The following is a 25,640-nucleotide window of genomic DNA, read 5'->3' on the forward strand; positions in this document are numbered from 1 at the left end:
GGCAGCCGCAGCCGGCTGCACTGTCACGATGCCGCCGCGGGGGCGCCGCGGAGGAGGGGAGGCGTGCACACACTTCGGGCCGCGGGTGGTGAACGGTCTCCACACGAGGGGGTGGCCGGGCACCCTCGCCGGAGGGCCGGGCCCGGCTGCCCGGGCCCGGCGGGTCAGGTCGTAGCGACCCGTACCGAGATGCCCGCCAGGACCGTGCCCATCACGTACCGCTGCATCCGCAGCCACCGCGGCCGGCGGCGCAGGAAGCCCGCGATGGAGCCGGCGCTCATGGCGATCAGGGCGTTGCCGGTGACGGCGACGGCGATCAGGGTGAGGCCGAGGACGAGGCTCTGCCCGGCCACGGAGCCCCGGTCCGGGTCGATGAACTGCGGCAGCACGGAGATGAAGAGGATGGCGATCTTCGGGTTGAGGAGGTTGGTGACCAGGCCCATCGTGAAGAGCTTGCGCGCCGGGTCCGGCGGCAGCGGCTTCGGGTCGAACGCGGAGACCCCGCCGGGCTTGAGGGTCTTCCACGCGAGGTAGGCCAGATAGGCGGCGCCGGCCAGTTTGAGGGCCGTGTAGACGGCGGGCACGAGGCTGAAGAGCGTGGCGAGGCCGGCGACGGCGGCGAGCAGGTAGACGAAGAAGCCCACCGCGACGCCCAGCAGGGAGACGAGCCCGGCCCGCCGCCCCTGCGTGATCGAACGGGACACCAGGTAGATCATGTTGGGGCCGGGGGTGAGGACCATGCCGAGTTCTACGGCGGCTATGCCCACCAGCGCCTGAGTGCTGACCATGCGACTCCTCCGGGAGTGTGGGGTGCCGGCGGCCGGTCGGACCGTGGCCCCGCCCACCGCCGGTGATCATGGTCATTCAACCCGGGCCCACGCCCCCGTGGCGGCGATTTTCGTGACGTACGCACCGAAGTCGGCGGCCTCGCGGCCCAGGACGCGCCGCACCCCGTCGGCGGGCTCGGCCGTGTGACCTGCGCGGTGCAGGGCGAAGAGCGCGTTCAGGGCCGTCGCGGCCGCCTCGGGCAGTCCCGCCGCGAGCAGTTCGGCGCGGTACTCCTCCGGCGTCAGCTCCACGTAGGCGATCTCCCGCCCCGTGGCGCGGGCGATCGTCGCGACGGCCTCGCCGAAGGTCAGCCCGCGCGGCCCGGAGACCTCGTACACGTCGTCGGTGTGCTCGGCGCTGCTGCGCGTGAGCAGCGCCGCCGCCACCTCGGCGATGTCGTCCGCGTCGACGAACGGCTCGGGCACGTCCCCGATCGGCAGTCCGAGACGCCCCTCGCGGACCGGCTGCCACCACAGGTCCTCGCTGAAGTTCTGGCTGAAGTTGTTCGCCCGGACGACCGCCCACTCGGCGCCGGAGCCGCGGACGGCCTCCTCGGCGACGGCCATGCCCTGCCCGAAGTCCGGCCCGACGTGCTCGATCCCGCGCCCGGAGAGGACCACGAACCGGCGCACGCCCGCCTCGACGGCCTGCCGGACGAAGACGGGCACCGCCTCGTACCCCTCGTCCGGGGCGATGAGGTAGACGGCCGAGGCCCCTTCGAGGGCGGCGGCCCACGTGGCGCGTTCGGTCCAGTCGAAGCGGACCTCGCCGGAGCGGGAGGCGGCCCGGGCGGTCACGCCGGCGGCACGGAGGGCGCCGACCACCCGGCGGCCGGTCTTGCCGGTCGCACCGAGGACGAGGACGTCGTGGTGGGGCGTCGCGGTCTGGACAGCTGCGTTCTCGGAGACTGTGTTCTCGGAAGCCGTGTTCGTCATGGGTACAGCCAACCCGCCGGCCGCGGCGCCCACCATGGGCGACAGTCCGGGGCGCATGTCCGGGCGTACGAGCCGCCTGGGCATGTCGTCCGGCACGCCGCATATCGTGCCGTCCATGGACCCTTTCGATGATCTGTTGCGGGGCGTGCGTGCCAACGGTGCGGTGTTCGGAGGGTCGGTGCTGTCGCCGCCGTGGGCGCTGCGCTTCACCGATGGTGCCTTCCTGACCTTGTGTGCACCGCTGCGCGGCGAGGGCTGGCTCGTCCCGGCAGAGGGTGCGCCGCGGCGGCTGTCCGCGGGCGAGACGGCGATCGTGCGGGGGCCGGAGCCGTTCGTCTTCACGGACGACCCGTCCTCGCCGGAGGGCGCCGCCGGCCCGGTGCGGGAGGTGTCCTGCGGCGGCCCGGACGCGGACGGCGGGGGCGTGGACGGGCGGACGGTGCTCATGGCGGGCGCCTACCGAGTGCCGGGGGAGGTGCCGCGCCGGCTGCTGCAGGTGCTGCCGCCCGTGCTCGTCGTCCCGGACGACCACGACTGCACGTCGATGCGCGGGTATCTGGAGTCGCAGCTGACCGCGGGCCTGCCCGGGCGGCAGATCGTGGTGGACCGGCTGCTGGACTGGCTGCTGGTGTGCACGCTGCGGGACTGGTTCGACCGGCCCGAGGCGGCGTCGCCCGCCTGGTACGGGGCGCTGGGGGACGAGGTCGTGGGCCCCGTCCTGCGTGCGATGCACGAGGCGCCGCACCGGGCGTGGACGCTGGCCTCGCTGGCGGCGGTCGCGGGCGTGTCGCGCTCCACGTTCGCCAAGCGCTTCCACGAGCTGCTCGGGGAGCCGCCACTGGCGTACCTCACGGAGTGGCGGATGACGCTGGCCGTGGACCTGCTCGGCGAGCCGGGGGCCACGCTGGCGTCGGTCGCCCGCCGGGTGGGATATGCCGATCCGTTCGGATTCAGCACGGCGTTCAAGCGGGTCCGGGGGGTGAGTCCGAGTGCGTACCGGGCCGGACGGAAAGCGGTTGATCAGCCGGTTTTCGCGGGCTGAATCATCCGGATCCTTACCCGGGGCCCAAACATAGGAATACGCCGAAGGTGGCCGGAAATTACACTCGGGGGGAGCCTGCCGGTCGTGCCCGCGCTTACGCAACTCCCCTGCGCAAAGCGGAACTTGAGCATCCGATTTACCCTGCCACCTGCTGCTACCCGCCGTACCCGGGGAAAGCAACCGGCCATCTTTTCCCTGCAAATGTGACGGCAATCACAATCCTCGTGGCGTAAGTCGCCATTCCGCCTAGGGTGATCGCGCTGCCCGATGCAGTGCTTATGGATGAGCAGTGCTCATGAATGAACCGCACTGTGAATTGCTCTACTTGTTAACCGCTCAGGGAGGCTGACGGTGGATAAGGCCGGCGACATCGACAACCCCGTACCCCCCTCACCCCCTTCCCTGTTGCTCTCCGCCCGTCCCGAGCCCCTGGAATCGCCATACCCGCCCGGCAGCCTGGACGGGGCCACGGTGGACCACGCGGCCCTGGAGGACCGGTACCCGGTCTACGCGAAGTTCGGGCAGGAACTCGGGAACACCCCCCTGATCGAACTGCCGGGCCCGGACGGCGGAGCGACCGTGCTCGCCAAGTGCGAGTGGGAGAACCCGGCCGGTTCCATCAAGGACCGCGTCGCCTACGCCCTGCTCGGCAGCGCCCTGCAGCAGCACGGCGACCGCCCGCTCGACGAGCTCCGCGTCCTGGAGTACTCCGGCGGAAACCTCGCGAACGCCCTCTCCCACCTCTGCGCGGAACTGGGCATCCGCTCCCGCTTCGTCCTGTCCTCGGCGAGCCCCCGCAGCCTCCTCGACACCCTCGCCGGGCGCGGCGCGCGCGTCGACCTCGTCGACAAGGAGCGCGGCTTCCTCGACGTGGTGCGCGAGGCCCTGCGCATCGCCGCCGAGGAGCCCGAGTGGACCCTGCTCTACCAGCACCGCAACCCCGCCAACGTCCTGCTGCAGGAGCGCACCACCGGTGCGGAGCTCGCCGCGCAGCTCGGCGGCCGCGTCCCTGACGCCTGGGTGGCCTCCATCGGGACCGGCGGGACCCTCGTCGGCGTCCTGCGGGCGCTGCGCGCACGCTTCCCCGCCGTCCGGGCCGTCGGCGTCACCCCCGCCGAGCTGCCTTACGGGAGCGAGCAGCCGCCCAACGGGCAGCGCAAGTACGCCGGTTCCGGCGGCATGGGGCACGGCATCCGGCAGCCGTTCGTGACGCTCCACGACGACGAGGTCGAGCACCGCACGGTGTCCTACCCGCGCGCCTTCGCCGCCATGGGGGAGTTCCACGACCTCACCGGCCTGCGCATCGGCAGTTCGGCCGCCGCCAACTGGCTCGCCGCGAAGGAGACGGCCGCCGCGCTGCCGCCCTCGGCGACGGTCGTCACCGTGCTTCCCGACGCCGGGACGCCCGAGGAGTGGGAGCAGCTCGGACGATGACGCGCCACGCCGCCGCAGCCACGGCAACCGCCGCAACGACCGCAACCGCCGCAACCATCACAGTGACGACAACGACCGCCGGAGGGCGCTGAGATGGCTCACCTGGTCCTGGTCGAGACGACCCCGACGGCCGGTTTCAAGGTCGTGAGCGAGGCCGTCGCGCTCGGCCACGAAGTGACCTTCGTGGCGCACTCCCTCGACCCCTACCTCGCCGCGGAGGGCGGCGAGGAGGCGCTGAAGGCCCCGACCCGGCTGCTCACCGGAGTCCCCACCACGGACCCGGCCGGCCTGCTCGACGTCATCGGCTCGCTCCACCGCAAGCACCCCGTGCACGGCGTGCTCGCCCTCAGCGAGGGCCACCTGCCCGCCACCGCGGAGGTCGCCGAGGCCCTGGGCCTGCCCTTCGAGAGCGCCGCGGTGATGCGGCGCCTGCGCGACAAGCACGCCGTGCGCGAGCTCCTGGGCGCCGCGGGCGTCCCGCAGCCGGCCTTCCGGCAGGCCCTGACGGTCGCGGCGGCCGTGGCCGCGGCAGAGGAGCTCGGCTACCCGGTCGTGGTCAAGCCGGCCGACGGCTTCGGCTCGCTCCACGTCGGCGTCGCGAACGACGCCACGGAGGTCGCCGCACTGGCGGAGGCCATCGCAGGGACGCGCTCCTATGGGCGCGGTGTCGCCGGCAGCGGAGTGGCGCTGCTGGAGGCGTACGTCCCCGGCCCCGTCGTCAGCTGCGAGATGGTGACCGTCGACGGCGTCAGCACCCCGTACGGCTGCGTGGACCGCATGCTGGCCCCCGCGCCCCACCCGGTCGAGCTGGGCGGCTGCTTCCCCGCCGAGCTGGCCGACGACGTGCGCGAGGCCGTCGTGCGCGTGTGCACCGACGCGCTCGCCGCCGTCGGCATCCGCCGCGCGCACACCCACACCGAGGTGGTCCTCGGGCCGGACGGGCCGCAGATCATCGAGATCAACGGCCGGCTCATCGGCGGCTACGTCCCCACGATGATCAACTACGTCCTGGGGCGGAACATCTACCACGACGTCGTCGAACTCGCCCTCGGTGGCAGCCCGTCACCCTCGCCCGTGCACGGCGTGGGCTGCATACGGGCCATCACCGCACCCGTCTCCGGCGTGCTCGCCGGCATCGACGCGGACGCGGCGCGGCAGGCCCCCGGCACGGCCGAGGTGATGCTGCACGCCAGGCCCGGGCAGGACGTGCGCCCCGCCCGGAACAACTTCGACCGGCTCGGCTTCCTCATCACCACGGCGGTGACGGCCGCCGAGGCGCGGAAGGCGGCGGAAGAGGCGCACGACCTCGTACGGGTGACGGTGGACGGCGACGGCAGCGAGAGCAACAGCGGCAGCGGCAGCGGCAGCGACAGCGACGGCCGGAACGCTGCGGAGGACGCGTCGTGACCGCCGCCCGTCCGCGCGTGCTGTGCGTCGCCGGGAGCCCGAGCGCCGGCTCCCACACCCGCGCCCTCGTCGGGCACATCGGCGGCCTCCTGGAACAGCGCGGCTTCGGCAGCAGCCTCGCCGACCTCGCCCTGCTCGACCTTCCGCGCAGCCACCCCGACCACTACTGGAGCGAGGCTCCCCACCCCGTCGTCCAGGCACGCGAGTTCATCGAGGCGGTGCTCGCCAGTGACGCGCTGGTCATCGGGACGCCCGTCTACCACTCCGGGTACTCCGGGCTGCTGAAGAGCGCCGTGGACCTCCTTCCCTCCGACGCCTTCGCGGGCAAGGCGGTCGCCCTGGTCTCCCATGCCAGCGGGCCGCGCGGCTCGGCCACCGCCTGCGAGCAGCTGCGCCAGGTCGTGAAGGCGCTCGGCGGCTGGGCGGTGCCGATGCAGGTCAGCACGGTCTCCGCGGACTTCACGCCTTCGGCCGGAGGGCAGCGGGGGCTGGACGTGACGGGCCCGGTGCACGCGCGCTGCGTGGAACTCGCGGACCAGCTGGCGGCGTTCACGCGGGCGATGCGGGGTGCGGCTGACAGCGGCACGACCGCCGAGGACACCGCGGAGGTGGCGGCATGACCCCGCCCCTGCCGCCGTCCCCGTCCCTCCTGCCCCGCTCTCTGCGCCTCCTGCGCGAGGACCTGAAGGTCGTTGCCGACCGAGACCCCGCCGTGCGCAGCCGCGGCGAGGCGCTCCTCGCCCCTTTCCTGCCGGCCCTGTGGCTGCACCGGCCGGCGAGCGGGCTGCACGCGCGGGGACACCGGGTCGCAGCCCGCGTGCTGTCGCTCGTCGGCCGCTTCCTGTCCGGCGGGGTCGACATCCACCCGGGTGCGCGCGTCGGGCGGCGGCTGTTCATCGACCACGGCGCGGCCGTGATCATCGGCGAGGACGCCGTGATCGGCGACGACGTCACCCTCTACCACCAGGTCACGATCGGTGCGATCGGCTGGTGGCGGGACCGCCACCGGCTGCCGGGCGAACGGCGCCACCCCACCCTCGGCGACCGCGTCGTGGTGGGGGCGGGCGCCTCCGTCCTCGGCCCCGTGCGCATCGGCGACGACAGCCTCGTCGGCGCGCACGCGCTGGTGACGGCCGACGTCCCGGCCGGGAGCCGGGTGTGGGCGCCGAAGAGCGAGGTCCACCCGAGGGGCAAACCCGCCGTGGTGCGGGCGGCCGGCGCGGAAGCGGCGGCGGACGTGACGGCGAACGTGACGACGAACGTGACAGCGAAGGCCACGGCGAAGAGGAAGCGAGGCGGTCTGTGAGTACGGGCACGGATACGGATACGGATACGGGTGCAGGCACGGATACGGGTACCGGCACCGGCCCCGGCACCGGGGAGCACGCGGGCTACCGCGAGCTGCTGCGCGAGGCGTTCGTCCGGCGCTACGAGGACGGCGCGGACTCCTGGAGCGAGGAGCCGGCCATGCGGGAGCTCGTGCCGCTGCTCTGCACGGAACTCGCGCCCGGCAGCTCCGTCATCGACATCGGGGCGGGCCGCGGCCGGGACATGGAGCTCCTGCTCGCCCAGGGCCACCGGGTCACCGCGGTCGACCTCGTACGGCTGCCCGACTGGGAGGACATCGCCCGCCGGTACGGCGCCGCGGCCGCCTTCGAGGTCGGCAACTTCGCCGACCTGGCGGACGACCGCGTCTTCGACGCCGCCGTCGACAACGGCGTCCTCCACCACCAGGCCCCGGAGGACTACGCGCCCTACCTGGCGAACGTGCGGCAGCGGCTGCGCCCCGGCGGGCTGCTGGCCGTCAGCCTCTTCACCACGGCGGAGGAGCTCGCCGAGGGCGTCCTGAACCGCGCCGAGGACGGCCGCCTGTCGCGGTGGTTCAACGAGCGGGAGGCGACGGAGCTGCTGGCTGGGGCGGGCTTCACGGTGACCGCCGTGCGGAACGTGCGCAGAGAGCTGCCGGGCCTCGCCTACCTGCTGGTCCTTGCCCGCCGCGACGCGTAATCCGGGCGCGATCCGGACACGTAGCCCGGAAGCGCGATCCGAACGCGTAATCCGGACGCCTCACCCCGACGCGTAACCCGTACGAAGGCCTGGTTGGTTCCGATGACCGCTCCGTCCCGAGGGGGCCCCGCCGCGGCCTCCCCCGCACCGGCGTCCGCGAAGCCGGGCAGCCGCATGTTCGCCTCGCTCGCCGTCCGCAACTACCGCTACTTCTTCTTCGGCCAGTTCATCTCGAACTCCGGCACGTGGATGCAGTTCGTCGCCCAGGACTGGCTGGTCTTCCACCTCACCGGCAGCACGTTCGCGGTGGGCGTCACCACGGCCCTGCAGTTCCTGCCGGTGCTGCTGTTCGGCCTGTTCGGCGGCGTGGTGGCCGACCGGTACCCGAAGCGGCGGATCCTGCTCACCACGCAGGGTGCCATGGGCCTGTTCGCCGCGGCGCTCGCCGTACTGACGCTGACCGACGTCGTCGTGGTCGCCCACGTCTACGTCTTCGCGTTCCTGCTCGGCCTCATGAACGTCTTCGCCAACCCCGCGATCCAGACGTTCGTCCCCGAGATGGTGGGCCCCGAGCGCATCGCCAACGCGATCAGCCTGGGCGCGGTGAACTTCCAGAGCGCCCGGCTGCTCGGCCCCGCCGCCGCCGGACCGCTGATCGTCGTCATCGGCAGCGGCTGGGCGTTCGCCCTCAACGCGCTGTCCTACGTCGCGGTGATCGCCTCGCTGCTGGCCGTACGGGCCTCCGAGCTGCTGCCGGCGGCGCCGCAGCGGCGCGAGAAGGGCCAGATCAGGGCGGGCCTGCGGCACGTGCGGGAACATCCCGAGCTCGTCCGTCCCATCGTCCTGGTCGGCTTCGTCTGCACCTTCGGTTTCAACTTCCCCACCCTGCTCTCGGGCTTCGCGTACAACGTCTTCGACGGCGGCGCGAAGGAGTTCGGCTTCCTCACGACGGCGGTCGGCCTGGGCGCGCTGGCAGGGGCCCTGATGTCGGCGCGGCGGCGCAGCAGCCGCACGGTGGTGCTGGTGGGCACGGCGGCCGCCTTCGGCGCCCTGGAGGCCGTGACGGCCCTCGCGCCGTCCGTCTGGCTCTTCGGGGCACTGATGGTGCTGGTGGGTCTACTGAGCGTGACGTTCTCCACGACGGCCAACTCCCTCGTCCAGCTCCACACCGATCCCGCGATGCGCGGCCGCGTCATGGGCCTGTACATGCTCGTGTACACGGGCGGGACGCCCATCGGCGGCCCGGTCGTGGGCTGGGCGGTCCAGCACTACGGGGCGAGGGCGGGAATCCTGGCGTGCGGGCTGGTCGCGGTGGCCGCGGCGCTGATCGTCGGGCTGGTCGCGCTGCGCGCTCCCCGTGCGGGCGCGGTCGCCGGTGGCTAGCGTGGCATCGGGGGAACGCTCGGGGACCACTCGGGGAACGCTGGGGATCACTCGCTGATCGCCGGGAAGGAGCCGGGACCATGGCCGCGCAAGCAGAGGGCATGCCGTGCTGGGCCGACGCGATGTTCACGGACATCGAGAAGGCCAAGGAGTTCTACGGTGACGTCCTGGGATGGACGTTCGGCGAGAGCGCGACGGAGTTCGGCAACTACACCGAGGCGTACTCCGACGGAAAGGCCGTGGCCGCCGTCGTACCCCCCATGCCGGGCCAGGAGGGCAAGTCCGCCTGGTGCCTGTACTTCGCCTCGCCCGACGCCGCCGCCACCGCGGAGAAGATCCGCGCGGCCGGCGGCGAACTGCTGATGGAACCGATGACGGTCGGCGACTTCGGCACCATGGTCCTCGCCCGCGACCCCGCCGGCGTCACCTTCGGCGTCTGGCAGGCCGGCACCCACGAGGGCTTCCAGAAGCGCGGCGAGCCCGGCGCGTACTGCTGGGCCGAGGTCTTCACCCGCGAACCCGGCAAGGCCGACGCCTTCTTCCCCGCCGTCTTCCCCTACGGGCTGCAGCACATGGAGGGCGAGGCGGACGCCGGCGACGAACAGACCGACTTCAAGCTCTTCAGCCTCGGCGGCGACACGGTGCTCGGCCGCATGGCGATGGGCGAGGAATTCCCGCCGGAGATCCCTCCCTACATCCAGGTCTTCTTCGCCGTCGGCGACTGCGACGCGGCGGTGGCCAAGGCCAGGGACCGCGGCGGCGAACTCCACTTCGGCCCGATGGACAGCCCCTTCGGCCGCTTCGCGGCCCTCACCGACTCCCAGGGCGCGTCCTTCGCCGTCATCGACCTGAACACGACGAAGGGCGCGATGCCGGGGCTGACGGACGAGAAGTGAGGACCTCCTCGGCGTAGACCACCCCGGGCCGCCCGTACTGGTCCGCGCTGGTCCGCACCGACCGGACCGGGCACAGGATGTCGGGTCCGGCAGGGTGCAGCCTTCCTAACGTGAGGGACGTAAAGGAAGGAGACCGAGGTGCTGGAGCGGCTGAACGAGGCCCTGGAACACATCGAGTCGCATCTCGATCAGCGCATCGAGGTGACCGAGCTGGCACGGATCGCGGTGACGTCGGAGTACCACTTCCGCCGGATGTTCTCCGCGCTGGCGGGGATCCCGCTGTCGGAGTACATCCGGCGCAGGCGGCTCACCGTCGCGGGCGCCGAGGTGCTCGCCGGGGAGCGGACGCTGCTGGAGATCGCGGTGCGCTACGGCTACGGCTCGGGGGAGGCGTTCGCGCGTGCCTTCCGGGCCGTGCACGGTGTGGGCCCGGGCGAGGCCCGGCGGGCCGGTGCGGCCCTGAACTCCCAGCCCCGGATGTCCTTCCGCCTCGTCGTCGAAGGGAGCAGCAGCATGCGATACCGGGTCGTGGAGAAGGAACAGTTCCGTGTGGTCGGCAAGAAGGTCCGGGCCCCGCTGGTCCACGAGGGGGTGAACCCGGCGATCGCCGGCTTCATCCGGGGCATCGACCAGGAGACGATACGGCGCATCGCCGCCCTGTCCGACCAGCAGCCGGAGGGCATCGTAGGAGTGAGCGACGACCTGGACCCGAGCCGGGCGGAGGGCACCGAACTCGACTACTACCACGGTGTGGTGACCGGATCCGACGCCGTCCCCGAGGACATGGACGCACTCGCCGTCCCGGCCGGCACATGGGCCGTCTTCGAGAGCTCCGGGCCGTTCCCGCAGGCGCTCCAGCACCTGTGGCGGGACGTCTTCACCCAGTGGTTCCCGTCCAACCCCTACCGCAGCCGCCCCGGCCCCGAAATCCTCCGCACCCGCCTGTCCCAGGACGCGGCACGGGCGGACGCGGAACTCTGGATCCCGGTGGAGCGGACCGAGGCCTGAGGGCTGGCTTGAACGGCGGCGTGCGGCGGCCCCGAGCCGCCGCACGCCGGACGCCGGATGCCCGGACGCAAAGCGACCGCGCGGCGGGCCCGGCCGGTCAGGGCAGGATGCCCGCGGCCCGCGCGCTGCGCAGCCATACCGGGAACTCGCTCATCAGCGCTGCGTACAGCTGCGTGTCGGGCAGGGCCCGCGGTGTCCTCCCGGCAGGGAAGAAGCCGGCGTTGTCCACGACGCGCTTCCCCGGGACGGGCAGGTCGTCCAGCTTCCGCAGGAAGTCGAACTGTGCCCCGTCCGGGTTGCCGAAGCCGATGAACTGCCAGAAGATCGGCAGCCGGGCGGCGGCGCACAGCAAACGTTCGGCAGCGCCCCGGGAGCTGGGGGCGCCGTCGGTCTGGAAGAGCACCAGGGCGGGGTCGGTGGCACCCGAGGCGGTGTAGTGGTCGATGACCGCCTGCATGGCCAGGTGGTAGTTGGTGCGGCCCATGCGCCCGTAGCCGGAGTGCAGGGTGCTGATGCGGCCCTCGTAGTCGCCGAGGCCGAACTCGGCGATGCCGTCGATGCCGGTGGAGAAGAAGACGACGGGCACGACGCCGTCGTCGTCGAAGTGCGCTGCCAACCCCAGGGCCTGCTCCGCCAGATGCTGGACGGTGCCGTCCTTGAAGTGCCTGCTCATGCTTCCGGACCGGTCCAGGACGAGGTACACGGCGGCGCGCTGCCCCGACAGGCCGCTCGCCTCCAGTGACACTTGCGCGGACTTGTACAGGTCGACGAGACGAGGGGCGGCCGCCTGGACCTTCTCCAAACTGATGGCCGAGGTGGCCGGGCGGGGCCGCTTGATGTAGTCGATGGCCATACGTCTCTCCCGTCGATCGCGTGCAGCAGGACGTCTGCACGGTACGCCGCCGCGCGCTGCCTCCGGGCGGTTGATTCCCGGCCCCGGAAGGCCACCACCCACCACGCGCATCCGGCGACCCCTGCCCGTCGATGTCGGCTGCCCGTACGCTGCCCGTACACGTCGGCGTACGGAGGCGGTTCGGTGGACACCCTGGACTTTCCTGCAGAGGTGAGCACTGGCGAACGGATCCGGATTCTCAGGGAATCCCGCGGGATGAGCCGCGAAGTCCTCGCAGGCCTGTGCGCCCGGAAGGCGGACTGGCTCAAGAAGATCGAGAAGGGGGAGCGGGAGCTCAATTCGCACTCGCTCCTGCTCAGGCTGGCTGCCGCTCTGCAGATCCCCGACCTGTCGATCCTGACCGGCGGTACTCCTGAGGTCGTCCAGCCGGTCCCTCTGGGACGATTCGACCACCCCACTATGCCTGCCATCTGGGGCGCCGTGATGAGCCGCAGTCTCGCGCCGCTGAGCACCGCAGTCGACGTGCAGGGCCTGCAGGGCCGGGTGGAGCAGACTTGGCGTCTGTGGCACACGTCCGGACGCAACCGCACAGAAGTAGGAGCACTCCTCCCCGCGCTCATCCGGGACGCCGAAACCGCTGCCCGCACTCTGGAAGGGGCACAACGACGAACCGCTCTCGTCGCCCTCTCCGACGTGTACCGGCTGACCGGACAGGCGACGGCCTACGTGGCGCCGGCCGAACTCGCCTGGGTCGTCGCCGACCGGGCTCTGGCCGCAGCTCAGCGGGCGGATGACCCTGCCGCCATCGCCGCCGCGGCGTGGAACATGGGCAACATTCTCCGTGAGGCACGGTATTCGGACGGGCCAATGTGGATTTCCACGCCGTTTCCGTGGCCATGGACCTTCGGGCGTCCGGGGAAGCACTGTCGTTGGCGGATGACATCGACCCCGATGTGATGCCGTCTATGGAGCGGCGTGCCCGCCTATGGGTGGAAGTGGCTCGCGGGCACCTCCTGCGCGGTGACCGGACAGCGGCTCTGCACGTCATGAAGCTCGCCCACGGGATCGCCTCCGGGACGGTGGCGTACACCCCGTCCGCCCGCGGCATTGCGGCAGACCTGTGGCGTACGGCGCCACGTGCTCTGCGCGGTGAGGCGGGCCGCTTGGCTCTCCGCGACCGCCTACCGTGCCCACCCGGCATTCCCCCCTCGCACCCGGCCCGCTTACCAACCCGCCCGGCGCCGCTCCCTGCTGCGCGGTGGGCGCGCGCATCGTGGACCAGTACGCCGAGGCGTGGGCAAGAGGCGAGCGGGACGCCTACCGGCTCGGGCGGTCGTTGGCAGTGGCGCACCGCCGGTGGCCGGGCCACGGTGAACCGGGCAGGTGGGGGCGGCGCGGCTTGACCGGCACCGATGCTCGGCGGGCCGGGCGCCTCACCCCTCCACCGCCAGCCGGTACCCCCTCTTCGGGACCGTCCTGATCAGGCTCGCGTGGGGCCCCAGTGCGCTGCGCAGGCGGCCCACCGCCGCTTCGACCGCGTGTTCGTCCGTCTGGCCGGCGTCCCAGACGCGGCGCAGGAGTTCGCCCCGGCTGAGGACCCAGCCGGGGCGTTCGGCGAGGGTGCGGAGGATCGCGGCGGGGAGCGGGGGGAGCCAGAGGGCGTCGTCGTCGGCTATGAGGGCGTTGCCCTGGAGGACGAGGGGGCGGGGGCCGTTGCGGAGGGTGCGGCGGTCGCGGGTGGGGAGGATCTGGGTGAGGGTGCGGACGAGGGCGCCGAGGCGGCCGCGTTCGGGCTGGACGGTGGGGACGCCGGCGTCCTCCAGGGGGCGGGCGCACACGGAGCCGACGCACACGGGCAGGACGGGGCCCCGGAGGGCGTCGAGGACCCGCGCGGACAGGCCGGCCTCGCGCGCGCAGGCCAGGAAGAAGTCGATGGCCGGTGCGCTGGTGAAGGTGAGGGCGTGGACTTCGCGGCGTACGGTCTGCTCGACGAGGCGCCGGGCGGCGCCCGGGTCCTCGGGCTGCGTCCAGCGGTAGACCGGCACTTCGATGACCTCGGCCCCGCGCCCGCGCAGGGCGTCCGCGAAGCCCGGGAGGGGCGCGCCGTGCTCCTGGACGGCGATGCGGCGGCCGGCGAGGTCGCGGGCGAGGAGCCAGGCGAGGAGTTCGTCGCACGCTTCGGAGCCGGGCGAGTAGGCCTCGGCCAGGCCGCTGGCGCGTACGGCGCCGGTCGCCTTGGGGCCCCGGCTGAGGACTTCCGCGCCCCGGCAGGCCCCGGCCAGCCCGGCGCCGTGCCCCCAGCCTTCGGCGGCGCTCATCCAGCCGCGCCAGCCGACGCCGGTGGTGGCGACGACGTAGTCGAGGGGGCCGGTGAGGCAGCGTTCGGTGGCGCGGCGCAGGGCCACGTCGTCGTCGAGCGGGACGATCCGCATCGTGGGCGCTTCGACGACGCGGGCGCCCCTGCGCCGGAGCAGGGCCGTGAGTTCGTCGCGCCGCCGGTCGGCGGTGACGCCGACGACGTAGCCGAGGAGCGGGCCGGGGACGGGGGGTGTGCGGGGAGAGGTGCCGGTTCCCATGCTGCGCATGTTCGGGCGACGGGGTTTCGGGGTCGTTGCGGGCCCGTCACGCAGGGGTAAGGGAAGGCGTCCGGCAGGTTACGGCGCATGTCGTACGCCCGACGCCGCCTGCCCGGCCGTGTGAACGGCATGTACCGCACGGGCAACATCGCCGACGCGGAGGCGTAACGCCCCGGCGTGATCCTCGGTGCCATGACGACGACCGGCACCGATCCCGCCAGGGCCACCGACAGCCACTGCCCGTACTGCGCCCTGCAGTGCGGCATGCGGCTGCGCCCGCTCCCGGCCGGCGGCCCGGAGCCGGTCGAGGTCCTGGAGCGGCCGGACTTCCCCGTCAACCTCGGCGCCCTGTGCGGCAAGGGCCGCGCGGCCGCGGCCGTGCTGCGCCCCGGCGCCCGGCTCACCGGGCCCCTGGTCCGTGCCGCCCGGGGCGGCCCGCTGCGCCCGGCCTCCTGGGAGGAGGCCCTCGACCGGGTGGCCGCCGGTCTCAGGGCGGCCCGGCAGCAGTACGGGCGGGACGCCGTCGGCGTCTTCGGCGGCGGCGGGCTGACGAACGAGAAGGCGTACCTGCTGGGCAAGTTCGCGCGGGTCGCCCTGCGCACCGCGAACATCGACTACAACGGCCGCTTCTGCATGTCGTCCGCGGCGGCCGCGCACCGGCGGGCGTTCGGCATCGACCGCGGCCTGCCGTTCCCCATGGCGGACATCGCCCGTACGGACTGCGTGATCCTGGTCGGCGCGAACCCGGCGGAGACGATGCCGCCGGCGCTGAGCTACTTCCGCGAGCTGCGCGAGAACGGTGGCCGGCTGATCGTCGTCGACCCGCGCCGCACGCGCACCGCCGAGCAGGCCGACCTGCACCTGCAGCCGCTCCCCGGCACGGATCTCGCGCTCGCGCTCGGGCTGCTGCACCTGCTGATCGCCGACGGTCACCTGGACGAGGACTTCATCGCGCGCCGCACGACGGGCTTCGCGCAGGCCCGCGCCGCCGCCATGGCGCACTGGCCGGAGCGCGTGGAGCGGCTGACGGGCGTGCCCGTGGCGCAACTGTCCGCGGCGGCCGCGCTGTTCGGCGGGGCCGGGCAGGGCATGGTGCTGACCGCGCGCGGTCCCGAGCAGCAGAGCAAGGGCACGGACACGGTCAGCGCCTGGATCAACCTGTGCCTGGCGGCCGGCAAGGCGGGGCGCCCCGGTTCCGGCTACGGCTGCCTCACCGGCCAGGGCAACGGCCAAGGCGGCCGGGAACACGGCCAGAAGGCGGACCAGCTGCCCGGCTACCGCTCCATCACCGACCCCGCCGCCCGCGCCCACGTGGCCGCGGTGTGGGGCGTCGACCCCGGCGCCCTGCCCGGGCCGGGGCGCAGCGCGTACGAGCTCCTCGACGTCCTCGGCCGCGACGGCGGCGTCCGCGCGCTGCTGCTCATGGGCTCGAACCCCGTGGTCTCGGCACCCCGCGCCGCCCACGTGACCGAACGGATCCGCGCGCTGGACTTCCTCGCCGTGAGCGACGTGGTCCTCTCCGAGACGGCCCGGCTCGCCGACGTGGTCCTGCCCGCCACCCAGTGGGCCGAGGAGACCGGCACGACCACGAACCTGGAGGGGCGGGTGATCCTGCGCCGCAAGGCCGTCGACGCCCCGGAGGGCGTCCGCAGCGACCTCGCCGTCCTGCACGGGCTCGCCGCCCGGCTCGGCGTGCCCGAGGGGTTCCCCGAGGACCCCGAGGAGGTCTTCGAGGAGCTGCGGCGCGCCTCGGCGGGCGGCCAGGCGGACTACGCGGGCATCAGCTACGACCGCATCCGCGACGAGGACGGCGTCTTCTGGCCGTGCCCCGGCGAGGACCACCCCGGCACGCCCCGCCTCTTCCTGGACCGCTTCGCCACCCCCGACGGGCGGGCGCGGTTCGCCGCGGTGTCGCACCGGCCCGCCGCCGAGGAGCCCGACGGCGACTACCCGCTGTTCCTGACGACGGGCCGCGTCGTCTCCCAGTACCAGAGCGGCGCCCAGACCCGGCGCGTCGACGAGCTCAACAAGGCCGCGCCGGGCCCCTTCGTGGAGCTCCACCCCGTCCTCGCCCGCAGGCTCGGGGTCGAGGAGGGCGAGCTGCTGGCCGTCAGCAGCAGGCGCGGGCGGGCGGTCGCCCCGGCCCGCGTCACCGACACCGTCCGGCCCGACACCGTCTTCATGCCCTTCCATTGGGGCGGCGCGGGCCGCGCCAACTCGCTGACGAATCCGGCCCTCGACCCCGTCTCGCGCATGCCCGAGTTCAAGGTGTGCGCGGTGCGCGTCGAGCGGGCTTCCGCCGCTTCCGCCGATAGCGGCCCCGCCGCCTCCGCCGCCCACGACTCCGCCTCCGCCGCTACGGAGGCGGACCGGTGACGCGCCGGATCGCCGTCGTGGGCGCGGGCATGGCCGCCGCCCGGTTCGCCGACCGGTTCCAGGCCCTCGGCGGGGACGCGGAAGTGACGCTGTACGGAGCCGAGCCCTGCGCCCCGTACAACCGGGCGCTGCTCGCCGACGCCCTCACGGGGCGTTACGCCGCCGACGACCTCACGCTGCCGTCCGGCGACGCGCGGCTGCGGACGGGCTGCGCGGTGACGGCGCTCGACACCGTCGCGCACACCCTGCAGCTGGCGGACGGCGCGCACGTCCCCTACGACGAGCTCGTACTGGCCACCGGCGCCGAGCCGGTCCTGCCGCCCGTCGACGGCCTGTGCGGCACCGACGGCCGGCCGCGGCCCGGGGTGCACGTGCTGCGCACCGCCGCCGACTGCCGCGGCCTGACCGGCGCGGCGGCGCACGCCCGCCGCGCGGTGGTGATCGGCGGCGGCGTGCTCGGGGTGAGCGCGGCCCGCGCCCTGGCCGCCCGGGGCCTGCCGGTGACGCTCGTCCACCGGGCCGGCCACCTCGTCGAACGCGACCTGGACGGCCCGGCGGGCGGGATCCTGCGCCGGGGCCTGACGGAGCTGGGCGTCGAAGTCCTCACGGACAGCGTGGCGGAGGAGGTGCTGACGTCCATCCCGGAGGCCGTGGCGCAGACGGTCCGGGCGGGCGCCGCGGGCGTCGCGGGTGCCGTGGGCGTCGCGGGTGCCACGGGTGCCACGGGCGCCGCGAGGCGTACAGGTTGCCCGTCTCCCATTGCCGCCCCCGCCCCCGCCCCCGCCCCCGCTCCCGACCCGCGCCCCGTCACCGCCGTCCGGCTCTCCGACGGCCGCCTGCTGGACGCCGACATCGTCGTCGCCGCCTGCGGCGTCGTCCCCCGCACCGCGCTCGCCCGCGCCGCCGGGCTCCCCGTCCGCACCGGAGTCGTCGTCGACGACCGGCTCTCCTGCGCCCCGGACGCGTACGCGATCGGCGACTGCGCCGAGCACCGCGGCACCGCGCACGGCACGGCCGGCGCCGCCTGGGACCAGGCCGACGTGCTGGCCGCCCGGCTCTCCGGCGCCGCCCCGGACGCCGTGTACCCGGGCTCGCGCCCGTACACCCGGCTGACGGCCGGGCCGCTGGCGTACGCGGCGTTCGGCGAGACCGGACCCGAGGCGCCGGGGCCCGACATGCCCGGCGTCGACGTCCTGCGGCTCGCCGACGCGACCCGCGGCTCGTACAAGAAGCTCCTGCTGCGCGGCGACCGGATCGTCGGCGGGATCCTCCTCGGCGACCCGGCGGCGGCCGGCGCCCTGGTCCGCGCCTACGAGCGTGACGAGCCCGTGCCCGGCGACCCCCTCCACCTGCTCGCGGCACCACCCCTGCAGCTGCCCGCGGCACCGCCCGGGCCCCCCTCCGCGGCACCGCCCCCGCCCCCTTCCACGGCACCGCACCCGCCTCTGTCCACCCCACCACTCCCGCCCCTGCCCACGGCCCAAGGAGCCTCCTGATGACGGTGAAACACCTGGTCCTGATCGGCCACGGCATGGTCGGCCAGCGCTTCCTGGAAGCCCTGACCGAGCGGACGTCGGAGTGGCAGGTGACCGTCCTGGCCGAGGAGCCGCGGCCCGCGTACGACCGCGTCCACCTGACCTCCTGGTTCTCCGGCACCTCCGCCGAGGAGCTCTCCCTGTGCAGCCCGGGGTTCCTGGCGGAGCACGGCATCGACCTGCGGCTCGGCGACCCGGCCACCGCCGTCGACCGGGCCGCGCGGACCGTCACCACCGCCTCCGGCCGCACCTTCCCCTACGACGCCCTGGTGCTGGCCACCGGCTCGTACCCCTTCGTGCCGCCCGTCCCCGGCCACGACGCCCCGGGCTGCCACGTCTACCGCACCATCGAGGACCTGGAGGCGATCCGGGAGGGCGCCCGCACGGCCCGGACCGGCGCGGTCATCGGCGGCGGGCTCCTCGGCCTGGAGGCCGCGGGCGCGCTGCAGGCCATGGGGCTGGAGACCCACGTCGTGGAGTTCGCGCCCCGGCTGATGGCGCTCCAGGTGGACGACGGCGGCGGCGCCGTCCTGCGCCGGAAGATCGAGGAGCTCGGCGTCGCCGTGCACACCGGCGCCGGCGCCCAGCAGGTCGACACGGACGACGACGGTCGGACCCGCGGCCTCACCCTCTCCGACGGCACCGCGCTCGCCGCCGACCTGGTGATCTTCTCCGCCGGGGTGCGCCCGCGCGACCAGCTGGCCCGCGCCTGCGGCCTGCCCGTCGGCGAGCGCGGCGGCATCGTCGTCGACGACCGCTGCCGCACGGCCGACCCGGCCGTCCTCGCCATCGGCGAGTGCGCGCTCGCCTCCGACGGCCGCGTGTACGGGCTCGTCGCGCCCGGCTACGCCATGGCCGAGACGGCCGCGCGCCACCTCTCCGGCGGCGAGGGCACCTTCACCGGCGCCGACACCTCCACCAAGCTCAAGCTCCTCGGCGTCGAGGTCGCGAGCTTCGGCGACGCGCACGGCACCACCCCGGGCGCCCTCGACGTGCTGTACTCCAGCAGCCGCGACGGCGTGTACAAGAAGCTGGTCATCGGCGCCGACGGCGCGCTCCTCGGGGGCGTCCTGGTCGGCGACGCGGAGGCGTACGGCCTGCTGCGCCCCCTTGCCGCCAGCGGCACGCCGCTGCCCGCCCCGCCCGAGCAGCTCGTCCTGCCCGCCTCCGCCGGTGCGCCCGCCGGGCCGGTGGCCCTGCCCGACGAGGCGGTCGTCTGCTCCTGCCACCACGTCACCAAGGGCGCGGTCAGGGAGGCGGTGCGGGACACGGGCTGCACGAGCGTGCCCGACGTGAAGAAGTGCACCAGGGCCGGTACGGGCTGCGGCAGTTGCATCAAGATGCTCGGCACCATCGTCAACGACGAGCTCGCCGCGACCGGCGCCGAGGTCGCCCGCGGCCTGTGCGAGCACTTCGACCGCACCCGCGCCGAGCTCTACGAGATCATCCGCGTCAAGGGCATCGACAGCTTCTCCCGGCTCGTCGACGAGCACGGCACCGACCCGCGGCGGTCCGGCGAGGGCTGCGACGTCTGCAAGCCCGTCGTCGGCTCGATCCTCGCCAGCCTCGGCAACGGGCACATCCTCGACGGCGAACAGGCCGCCCTCCAGGACACCAACGACCACTTCCTGGCCAACCTGCAGCGCAACGGCTCCTACTCCGTCGTCCCGCGCGTCCCCGGCGGGGAGATCACCCCCGAGGGCCTCATCACCATCGGCGAGATCGCCCGCGACTTCGGCCTCTACACGAAGATCACCGGAGGGCAGCGGATCGACCTCTTCGGCGCGAGCGTCGACCAGCTCCCGCGGATCTGGCAGCGGCTCGTCGACGCCGGCTTCGAATCCGGGCACGCCTACGGCAAGGCCCTGCGCACCGTGAAATCCTGTGTGGGGGAGACCTGGTGCCGCTACGGCGTGCAGGACTCCGTCGGCCTCGCCATCGAACTGGAGCTGCGCTACCGCGGGCTGCGCGCCCCGCACAAGCTGAAGTCCGCGGTCTCCGGCTGCGCCCGCGAGTGTGCCGAGGCGCAGAGCAAGGACTTCGGCGTCATCGCCACCTCCGACGGCTGGAACCTCTACGTCGGCGGCAACGGCGGCGCGACCCCGCGCCACGCCGACCTGCTCGCCTCCGGCCTCGACCGCCCCACCCTGATCCGCACGATCGACCGTTTCCTGATGTTCTACATCCGCACCGCCGACCGGCTGGAGCGCACCGCCCCCTGGCTCGAACGCCTCGAAGGCGGCCTCGACCACCTGCGCGCCGTCGTCATGGACGACGCCCTCGGCATCTGCGCCGACCTGGACGAGCTGATGGGTCGTCACATCGAGACGTACGAGGACGAGTGGGCCGCCACCCTCGCCGACCCCGAACGGCTGCGCCGCTTCGCCTCCTTCGCCAACGCCCCCGGCACCCCCGACCCGACCGTCCGCTTCGTCCCCGAACGGGGCCAGATCCGTCCCGCCCTGCCGCACGAGCACGAGCGTGAGCACGAACGTGAGCACGAGCGTGCGCCCGAGCGCGAGCAGGCCCGTACGACGCCGGTGATCGCCGGTGCCCGCCTGGAGGTGCGTGCACGATGACGACGACCGTGGAGATCCACGACGGAACGGGCTGGCAGCCCGTGTGCGACTGGGAGGCGCTCGTACCCGGGCGCGGCGTCGCCGTCCTGCTCGGCGACCAGCAGGTGGCGGTCTTCCGCGACCGGGCCGGGGAGGTGTACGCCGTCGGCAACCGCGACCCCTTCAGCGGCGCGTACGTCCTCTCGCGCGGCATCCTCGGCAGCCGGGACGGCGTGCCCGTGGTGGCCTCGCCCATGTACAAGCAGGCCTTCGACCTGCGGACGGGCACCTGCCTGGACGAACCGCTCGCGCCGGACGGCAGCGAGGCGGCGGTACGGGTGTGGCCGGTGCGGCGGGGGGAGGGCCTGCGGATGACGACCCCCGCGGGGCCGGCGGGGACGGCGCAGGAAGCGCACGCGCCGCGGGCGCCGGAGGCGCCCGCCGAAGCGCAGCCACCGCCACCACCACCCCCCGCGTCCCGCCCCCACGACATCGCCGACTGGCGCCCCGAGGACCCCGTCTTCTGGAAGGAGACGGGCGCCCGCGTCGCCCGCCGCAACCTGATCTTCTCCGTGCTCTCCGAGCACATCGGCTTCTCCGTGTGGAGCCTGTGGTCCGTCCTGGTCCTCTTCCTCGGGCCCGAGTACGGCATCGACCCCGCCGGGAAGTTCCTGCTCACGGCCCTGCCGACGGCGCTCGGCGCCGTGCTGCGGCTCCCGTACACCGTCGCCGTGGCCCGCTTCGGCGGCCGCAACTGGACGGTGTTCAGCGCCCTCCTGCTGCTCGTCCCGACCGTGCTGGCGGGCATCGTCCTCGAACCCGGCGTCTCCTACGGGACCCTGCTCGCCGTCGCCTGCGTCGCCGGGGTCGGCGGCGGCAACTTCGCCTCCTCCATGGCCAACATCAACGCCTTCTACCCGCAGCACCTCAAGGGCCGGGCCCTCGGCATCAACGCCGGCGGCGGCAACCTCGGCGTCCCCGCCGTCCAACTCCTCGGCCTGCTGGTCCTCGCCACCGCGGGCAGCGGCCACCCGCGCCTGCTGCCGCTGATCTACATCCCGCTGATCGCCCTCGCGGCCCTCGGGTCCGCGTTGCGCATGGACAACCTCACAGCCCTGCGCAACGACAGGCGCGCCCTGCGCGAGATCTGCCGGGAGCCGCACACCTGGGTCATGTCCGTGCTCTACGTCGGCACGTTCGGCTCCTTCATCGGCTTCGGCTTCGCCTTCGGGCAGGTGCTGCAGGTGCAGTTCCAGGAGGACTTCGCCACGCCGGTCGCGGCCGCAGGCCTGACGTTCCTCGGCCCGCTGCTCGGCTCGCTGGTGCGACCGTACGGCGGGCTGCTCGCCGACCGCTGGGGCGGGGCGCGGGTGACGCTGTGGAACTACGGGGCGATGGCCGCGGGCGCCGTGACCGTCCTGGTGGCGTCGCGGCAGGAGTCCCTGCCGCTGTTCGTCACCGGGTTCGTGGCGCTGTTCGTCTTCAGCGGCATCGGCAACGGCTCGACGTACAAGATGATCCCGGCGATCTTCCGCGCGCAGGCGCGCACCGCGGTGGCGGCCGGCGCGGACCCGGACGGGGCCGAACGGACCTCCCGCCGCCGCGCCTCGGCGCTGATCGGGGTCGCCGGCGCGGTGGGCGCCTTCGGCGGCGTCCTGGTCAACCTCGCCTTCCGCCAGTCCTTCCTGGGCACGCACAACGGCGACGCGGCGTACCTGGCCTTCCTGGCCACGTACGCCCTGTGCGCGGCGCTCACGTGGGCGGTCTACCTCCGGCCGGGCCGCAACCGGCTGGAAGGGGTGTGAGGGATGGCCCCGTTCCGGTCGGCTACGAAAGCTCCCGACCCTGCTCCCGCCCTCGTCGCCGTCGCCCACGGCACCCGCAGCCCGGCCGGGGTCGCCGTGACCGAGGCGCTGGTGCGGCGCGTGCGCGCGCTGCGGCCCGGGCTCGACGTCCGGGTCGGCCACCTCGGCCTCGCGTCGCCGTCGCTGGAGTCGGTCCTGGCCGGGCTCGACGGCGCGGCCGTGCTCGTACCGCTGCTCCTCGGCACCGGCTACCACCTGCGCTCCGACGTCCCCGCCGCCGTGGCGGCCGCGCCGTGGCTGCACTGCCGCACCGCCCCCGCGCTCGGCCCGCACCCGCTGCTCGCCGAGGCCCTCGCCGGGAGGCTGGCCGGGGCGGGGCGGCCGGAGCGGGCCCCGGCGCCGGTCGTGCTCGCCGCCGCGGGCTCCTCCGACCCCGCGGCGGGCGCGGACACCGCCCGCATGGCGCGGTTGCTCGCCCTGCGGCTGGGAACGCGCGTGGTGCCCGCGCACGCGGCCGGGAGCGGTACGAGACCTGCGGACGCCGTGGCCGCCCTGCGGGCCGAGGGGCACGAGGACGTGTCCGTCGCCACCTACCTGACGGCGCCCGGACACTTCAGCGAGGCGGTGCGCAGGGGAGCGGGGGGAGCGGGGGCCCGGCTCGTCTCGGAGCCGCTCGGGCCGCACGAGGCGGTGGCGCGGCTGGTCGTACGCCGGTACGAGGAGGCTGTGCGCGGGGAAGCCGTGCGGCGGCAAGGCGTGGGCCGGGAAGCCGTACGCCGGGAAGCTGTACGCCAGGGGGCCGCCTGACGAGAGGCCGTCCGCCGCAGCACGCTCGCCGCGCAGGCCCACGCAGGTCAAGGACGCGCACGCATCCTTGAATCCGCCGCCGCGGGGATCAACTACGACGGTGGAGTTCGGCGGTGCCGTACGGGCTCGGGTGGACCGGGCGCCGCCGGACAGGTCCGCGTGGCGGATCGCCGTCGCCGCGGAAATGAAGGGGCAGGCCCCTTCACGGCTTCAGGGGCCGTCCGTCAGGAGACCGTCCGTCAGAGGGCCGTGCCCGGCGGGTGCCGCGTCCGTCCGTCAGCCCGCCCCGTTCGTCAGCCGGACGCCCGTGACGAGCGACGGCCGGATCCGTACCGCGCAGTCCATCCGCTCGTCCCACCACGGCTCCAGCAGGGCCTCGTAGCGGGCGAGCTCGTCCGGGTCGGTGACGAGCGTGCAGTAGCCGGTGACGACGACGCTCCAGCCGAGGTGGGTTTCGGGGTCGATGGCGTCGGCCTCGTAGGCGACGACCACGCCCTGGCCCGGGCCGGGGTCGTGGTTCCCGGCGCCCGCCTGCTCCGGATGCGCCGCGAGCCCGGCGAGGGCGGCGCCCTCGTGGGTGCGGATGACGACGTTCCCGCCGTCCACGACGTGGTTGACCGGCCGGATGGCGGGCAGGGCGCGGCGGGTGAAGACGACCCGGCCCAGGGAGACGCTGCCGAGGAGCCGGAGGGACTCGGCGCGGCTGAGTTCGACCCGGTGGCGGGGAGGTGCGGTGGCGTCGCTCACCCCACCAGTACAGGCGAGCCGATCACCGCGTACCAGGGGCCGTTCGGCCCCTGGGCGGGGCCGGTCCGGGCCCGCTCCCGGCCCCGGGCAGCCCCTGGGCCCGGTCCGGCAGCGGATCGTGCCGGATGCGGGCGGCCGGGAGCGCCGGGGACGGGCCCGCCGTGAGCCGGGCCACGAGCGGGCCGACCATGGACGGCGGCCCGCTGACGTAGGCGAGGTGCCGGGACCAGCCCCCGTGCCCCGCGACGACCTCCGCGAGCGCGTGGTGCTCACCGGGCCCGGGCCCCTCGCCGACCACCTGGGTGACCTGCAGCCACGGGTAGCGGCGCCGCAGTTCGTCCGGCGCCTCGGTGTCGTAGAGCGCGGAGGGGTGCCGGACCCCGAGGAAGAGGTGCGCGGCGCGGTGCGCACCCCGGCGGGTGGCGCGGCGGGCGGCCAGCTCCTGCAGCAGCGCCTTCGCCGCCGCCCACCCGGTGCCGCTCGCGACGAGCAGCAGGTCGTGCGCGAGGTCGTCGTCGAGCGTCATCGTCCCGCTCGCCGGGCCGAGCCGCAGCGTGTCGCCGGGGCGGGTGCGGGTCACGAGGGCCTCGCTGACCCCGCCGCGGCCGGTCAGCCGCACGTGGAACTCCAGCTCGCCGTCCGGCCGCGGCGCGCAGGCCAGCGAGTACTGCCGCCACGCCTGCGGCAGCAGCGGCGAGGCCACGGCCGCGTGCTGCCCGGCCCGGTACGGGTACGGCTCGTGCGTCCGTACGCGCAGGACGGCCAGGTCGGGCCGGCGCAGCTCGTGCCCGGTGACCGTGGCCTGCCAGGCGGGCGGCTCGCCGAGCGCGGCCTCCGCGCCCCGGACCATGGCCGCCACCGCGAACCGCAGCATCCGCACCCACGCCTGCTCCATGGCCTCGTTCCACCGCGGGCCCGCCGTGCGGCGCAGCGCCTCGCACAGCGCGGCCTCGAACGCCCGGTAGTGCGCGGGCCGTACGCCCAGCTTGCGGTGGTCGCGGCCGAGCCGGGTGAAGACGGACGCGACCTCGTCCGGGTCGTGCAGGTTCTCGATCAGGTACCAGAAGATGCCTTCGAGGTGCCTGCGCTGGAACTCCATCGACTCCGGGAAGAGGCGCCGCAGGTAGGGCCAGTGCGCGAACATCGCGTCGTAGAGGTGGGCTATTAAATCGCCGAAGGGCGTGACGAGTTCGAGGTGATCGGTGATCACGCGCTGGTCGGCGGCGCCGTCGTAGGGCTGCTGCGGCGGTGCCGCCCCGGCCCGCGTGCCGGCCTCTCCTTCCGCCGCCTGCCGCGCCCCCGGGGACAGCAGCTGCCGGCGCAGCCTCATCGCGTCGTGCCGGGCGAGCAGGGAGTGGTAGGAGTCGTTGACGGTGTTCACGGGTCGGCAGCTCCTCGAGCTCCTCACGCGGGCTGGGACGGGCCAGTATGGCAACGGGCCGG

The 25,640-nt window shown here is 74.2% G+C and carries 21 protein-coding genes and 1 pseudogene; 16 read left to right on the forward strand and 6 right to left on the reverse strand.

Going from position 1 to position 25,640, the window contains the following annotated elements:
- Positions 1-164: 164 nt before the first annotated feature.
- Positions 165-788 (reverse strand): LysE family translocator, encoded by a 624-nt coding sequence (locus AS857_RS24770; protein WP_058045457.1) that lies wholly within the window; start codon positions 786-788, stop codon positions 165-167.
- 72 nt (positions 789-860) lie between these two features.
- Entirely contained in the window at positions 861-1,763 is a 903-nt protein-coding gene (locus AS857_RS24775; RefSeq protein ID WP_058047029.1) for an NmrA family NAD(P)-binding protein, read from the reverse strand.
- A gap of 115 nt (positions 1,764-1,878) precedes the next feature.
- Here AS857_RS24775 and AS857_RS24780 point away from each other — a divergent pair, with 115 nt between their 5' ends.
- The 9 genes from AS857_RS24780 (at position 1,879) to AS857_RS24820 (ending at position 10,940) form a co-directional block, all read left to right on the forward strand.
- Positions 1,879-2,805, forward strand: coding sequence for an AraC family transcriptional regulator (locus AS857_RS24780; protein ID WP_058045458.1), 927 nt, complete (start codon positions 1,879-1,881; stop codon positions 2,803-2,805).
- A gap of 351 nt (positions 2,806-3,156) precedes the next feature.
- Positions 3,157-4,239: a PLP-dependent cysteine synthase family protein gene (locus AS857_RS24785; protein WP_216824011.1), complete on the forward strand. Its 1,083-nt coding sequence runs from the start codon at positions 3,157-3,159 to the stop codon at positions 4,237-4,239.
- A gap of 93 nt (positions 4,240-4,332) precedes the next feature.
- Complete coding sequence (locus AS857_RS24790) at positions 4,333-5,646, forward strand: ATP-grasp domain-containing protein (protein WP_058045459.1); 1,314 nt, start codon at positions 4,333-4,335, stop codon at positions 5,644-5,646.
- A complete protein-coding gene (locus AS857_RS24795; RefSeq protein WP_058045460.1) occupies positions 5,643-6,266 on the forward strand; it encodes an NADPH-dependent FMN reductase in 624 nt (207 codons plus the stop codon). The genes AS857_RS24790 and AS857_RS24795 overlap by 4 nt, the downstream gene beginning before the upstream one ends.
- A complete protein-coding gene (gene epsC / locus AS857_RS24800) occupies positions 6,263-6,952 on the forward strand; it encodes a serine O-acetyltransferase EpsC (protein ID WP_063804351.1) in 690 nt (229 codons plus the stop codon). The genes AS857_RS24795 and epsC overlap by 4 nt, the downstream gene beginning before the upstream one ends.
- Positions 6,949-7,653, forward strand: coding sequence for a class I SAM-dependent methyltransferase (locus tag AS857_RS24805; RefSeq protein ID WP_058045461.1), 705 nt, complete (start codon positions 6,949-6,951; stop codon positions 7,651-7,653). The genes epsC and AS857_RS24805 overlap by 4 nt, the downstream gene beginning before the upstream one ends.
- A 102-nt stretch (positions 7,654-7,755) precedes the next feature.
- The gene (locus AS857_RS24810; protein ID WP_079110602.1) at positions 7,756-9,036 is read left to right on the forward strand and encodes an MFS transporter; all 1,281 of its coding nucleotides are present in this window, start codon (positions 7,756-7,758) and stop codon (positions 9,034-9,036) included.
- Between the two features lie 80 nt (positions 9,037-9,116).
- Complete coding sequence (locus AS857_RS24815) at positions 9,117-9,932, forward strand: VOC family protein (protein ID WP_058045463.1); 816 nt, start codon at positions 9,117-9,119, stop codon at positions 9,930-9,932.
- Between the two features lie 138 nt (positions 9,933-10,070).
- Positions 10,071-10,940, forward strand: coding sequence for an AraC family transcriptional regulator (locus AS857_RS24820; protein ID WP_058045464.1), 870 nt, complete (start codon positions 10,071-10,073; stop codon positions 10,938-10,940).
- Between the two features lie 97 nt (positions 10,941-11,037).
- Here AS857_RS24820 and AS857_RS24825 read toward each other — a convergent pair whose 3' ends face one another.
- Positions 11,038-11,793, reverse strand: a complete 756-nt coding sequence (locus AS857_RS24825) for a vWA domain-containing protein (RefSeq protein WP_058045465.1) — start codon at positions 11,791-11,793, stop codon at positions 11,038-11,040.
- A 183-nt stretch (positions 11,794-11,976) separates the two neighbouring features.
- Here AS857_RS24825 and AS857_RS41605 point away from each other — a divergent pair, with 183 nt between their 5' ends.
- Complete coding sequence (locus AS857_RS41605; RefSeq protein ID WP_063804352.1) at positions 11,977-12,750, forward strand: helix-turn-helix domain-containing protein; 774 nt, start codon at positions 11,977-11,979, stop codon at positions 12,748-12,750.
- A gap of 476 nt (positions 12,751-13,226) precedes the next feature.
- Here AS857_RS41605 and AS857_RS24835 read toward each other — a convergent pair whose 3' ends face one another.
- Positions 13,227-14,369 carry a uroporphyrinogen-III synthase gene (locus AS857_RS24835; protein ID WP_058047031.1) on the reverse strand — a complete coding sequence of 381 codons (1,143 nt, stop codon included), beginning with the start codon at positions 14,367-14,369 and terminating at the stop codon, positions 13,227-13,229.
- A gap of 192 nt (positions 14,370-14,561) precedes the next feature.
- Between AS857_RS24835 and AS857_RS24840 the strand changes: the two genes are divergently transcribed.
- From AS857_RS24840 to AS857_RS24860, 6 genes and pseudogenes are all read left to right on the forward strand, one after another.
- Positions 14,562-16,745, forward strand: a complete 2,184-nt coding sequence (locus AS857_RS24840; RefSeq protein WP_058047032.1) for a molybdopterin oxidoreductase family protein — start codon at positions 14,562-14,564, stop codon at positions 16,743-16,745.
- The gene (locus AS857_RS24845) at positions 16,742-18,241 is read left to right on the forward strand and encodes an NAD(P)/FAD-dependent oxidoreductase (RefSeq protein ID WP_063804353.1); all 1,500 of its coding nucleotides are present in this window, start codon (positions 16,742-16,744) and stop codon (positions 18,239-18,241) included. The genes AS857_RS24840 and AS857_RS24845 overlap by 4 nt, the downstream gene beginning before the upstream one ends.
- A complete protein-coding gene (gene nirB / locus AS857_RS24850; RefSeq protein WP_058045466.1) occupies positions 18,241-20,859 on the forward strand; it encodes a nitrite reductase large subunit NirB in 2,619 nt (872 codons plus the stop codon). The genes AS857_RS24845 and nirB overlap by 1 nt, the downstream gene beginning before the upstream one ends.
- Positions 20,856-21,188 (forward strand): annotated as a pseudogene (nirD, locus tag AS857_RS41610) (nitrite reductase small subunit NirD); the annotation flags it as partial. The gene nirB and the pseudogene nirD, both read left to right, overlap by 4 nt.
- Before the next feature lie 21 nt (positions 21,189-21,209).
- On the forward strand, positions 21,210-22,643 hold the full coding sequence (locus tag AS857_RS24855; RefSeq protein WP_245700659.1) for a nitrate/nitrite transporter: 1,434 nt from the start codon (positions 21,210-21,212) through the stop codon (positions 22,641-22,643).
- A 3-nt stretch (positions 22,644-22,646) separates the two neighbouring features.
- A complete protein-coding gene (locus tag AS857_RS24860) occupies positions 22,647-23,450 on the forward strand; it encodes a sirohydrochlorin chelatase (RefSeq protein ID WP_063804354.1) in 804 nt (267 codons plus the stop codon).
- A gap of 276 nt (positions 23,451-23,726) precedes the next feature.
- Here the strand turns inward: AS857_RS24860 and AS857_RS24865 are convergent, their stop codons facing one another.
- A complete protein-coding gene (locus tag AS857_RS24865) occupies positions 23,727-24,197 on the reverse strand; it encodes a pyridoxamine 5'-phosphate oxidase family protein (protein ID WP_173864800.1) in 471 nt (156 codons plus the stop codon).
- A gap of 22 nt (positions 24,198-24,219) precedes the next feature.
- Positions 24,220-25,578, reverse strand: a complete 1,359-nt coding sequence (locus AS857_RS24870; protein ID WP_107105655.1) for a globin domain-containing protein — start codon at positions 25,576-25,578, stop codon at positions 24,220-24,222.
- Positions 25,579-25,640: the final 62 nt, after the last annotated feature.

Source organism: Streptomyces roseifaciens, from assembly GCF_001445655.1.
In the GTDB taxonomy this organism is placed as follows: domain Bacteria; phylum Actinomycetota; class Actinomycetes; order Streptomycetales; family Streptomycetaceae; genus Streptomyces; species Streptomyces aureoversilis.

Bases quoted from the DNA above. Each gene is read 5' to 3' on its own strand.
- AS857_RS24775 (WP_058047029.1), bottom strand. From the start codon at position 1,763: ATGACGAACACGGCTTCCGAGAACACAGTCTCCGAGAACGCAGCTGTC.
- AS857_RS24835 (WP_058047031.1), bottom strand. From the start codon at position 14,369: ATGGGAACCGGCACCTCTCCCCGCACACCCCCCGTCCCCGGCCCGCTC.
- epsC (WP_063804351.1), top strand. From the start codon at position 6,263: ATGACCCCGCCCCTGCCGCCGTCCCCGTCCCTCCTGCCCCGCTCTCTG.
- AS857_RS24855 (WP_245700659.1), top strand. From the start codon at position 21,210: ATGACGACCCCCGCGGGGCCGGCGGGGACGGCGCAGGAAGCGCACGCG.
- AS857_RS24840 (WP_058047032.1), top strand. From the start codon at position 14,562: ATGACGACGACCGGCACCGATCCCGCCAGGGCCACCGACAGCCACTGC.
- AS857_RS24770 (WP_058045457.1), bottom strand. From the start codon at position 788: ATGGTCAGCACTCAGGCGCTGGTGGGCATAGCCGCCGTAGAACTCGGC.
- AS857_RS24780 (WP_058045458.1), top strand. From the start codon at position 1,879: ATGGACCCTTTCGATGATCTGTTGCGGGGCGTGCGTGCCAACGGTGCG.
- nirB (WP_058045466.1), top strand. From the start codon at position 18,241: ATGACGGTGAAACACCTGGTCCTGATCGGCCACGGCATGGTCGGCCAG.
- AS857_RS24860 (WP_063804354.1), top strand. From the start codon at position 22,647: ATGGCCCCGTTCCGGTCGGCTACGAAAGCTCCCGACCCTGCTCCCGCC.
- AS857_RS24825 (WP_058045465.1), bottom strand. From the start codon at position 11,793: ATGGCCATCGACTACATCAAGCGGCCCCGCCCGGCCACCTCGGCCATC.
- AS857_RS24815 (WP_058045463.1), top strand. From the start codon at position 9,117: ATGGCCGCGCAAGCAGAGGGCATGCCGTGCTGGGCCGACGCGATGTTC.
- AS857_RS24810 (WP_079110602.1), top strand. From the start codon at position 7,756: ATGACCGCTCCGTCCCGAGGGGGCCCCGCCGCGGCCTCCCCCGCACCG.
- AS857_RS24790 (WP_058045459.1), top strand. From the start codon at position 4,333: ATGGCTCACCTGGTCCTGGTCGAGACGACCCCGACGGCCGGTTTCAAG.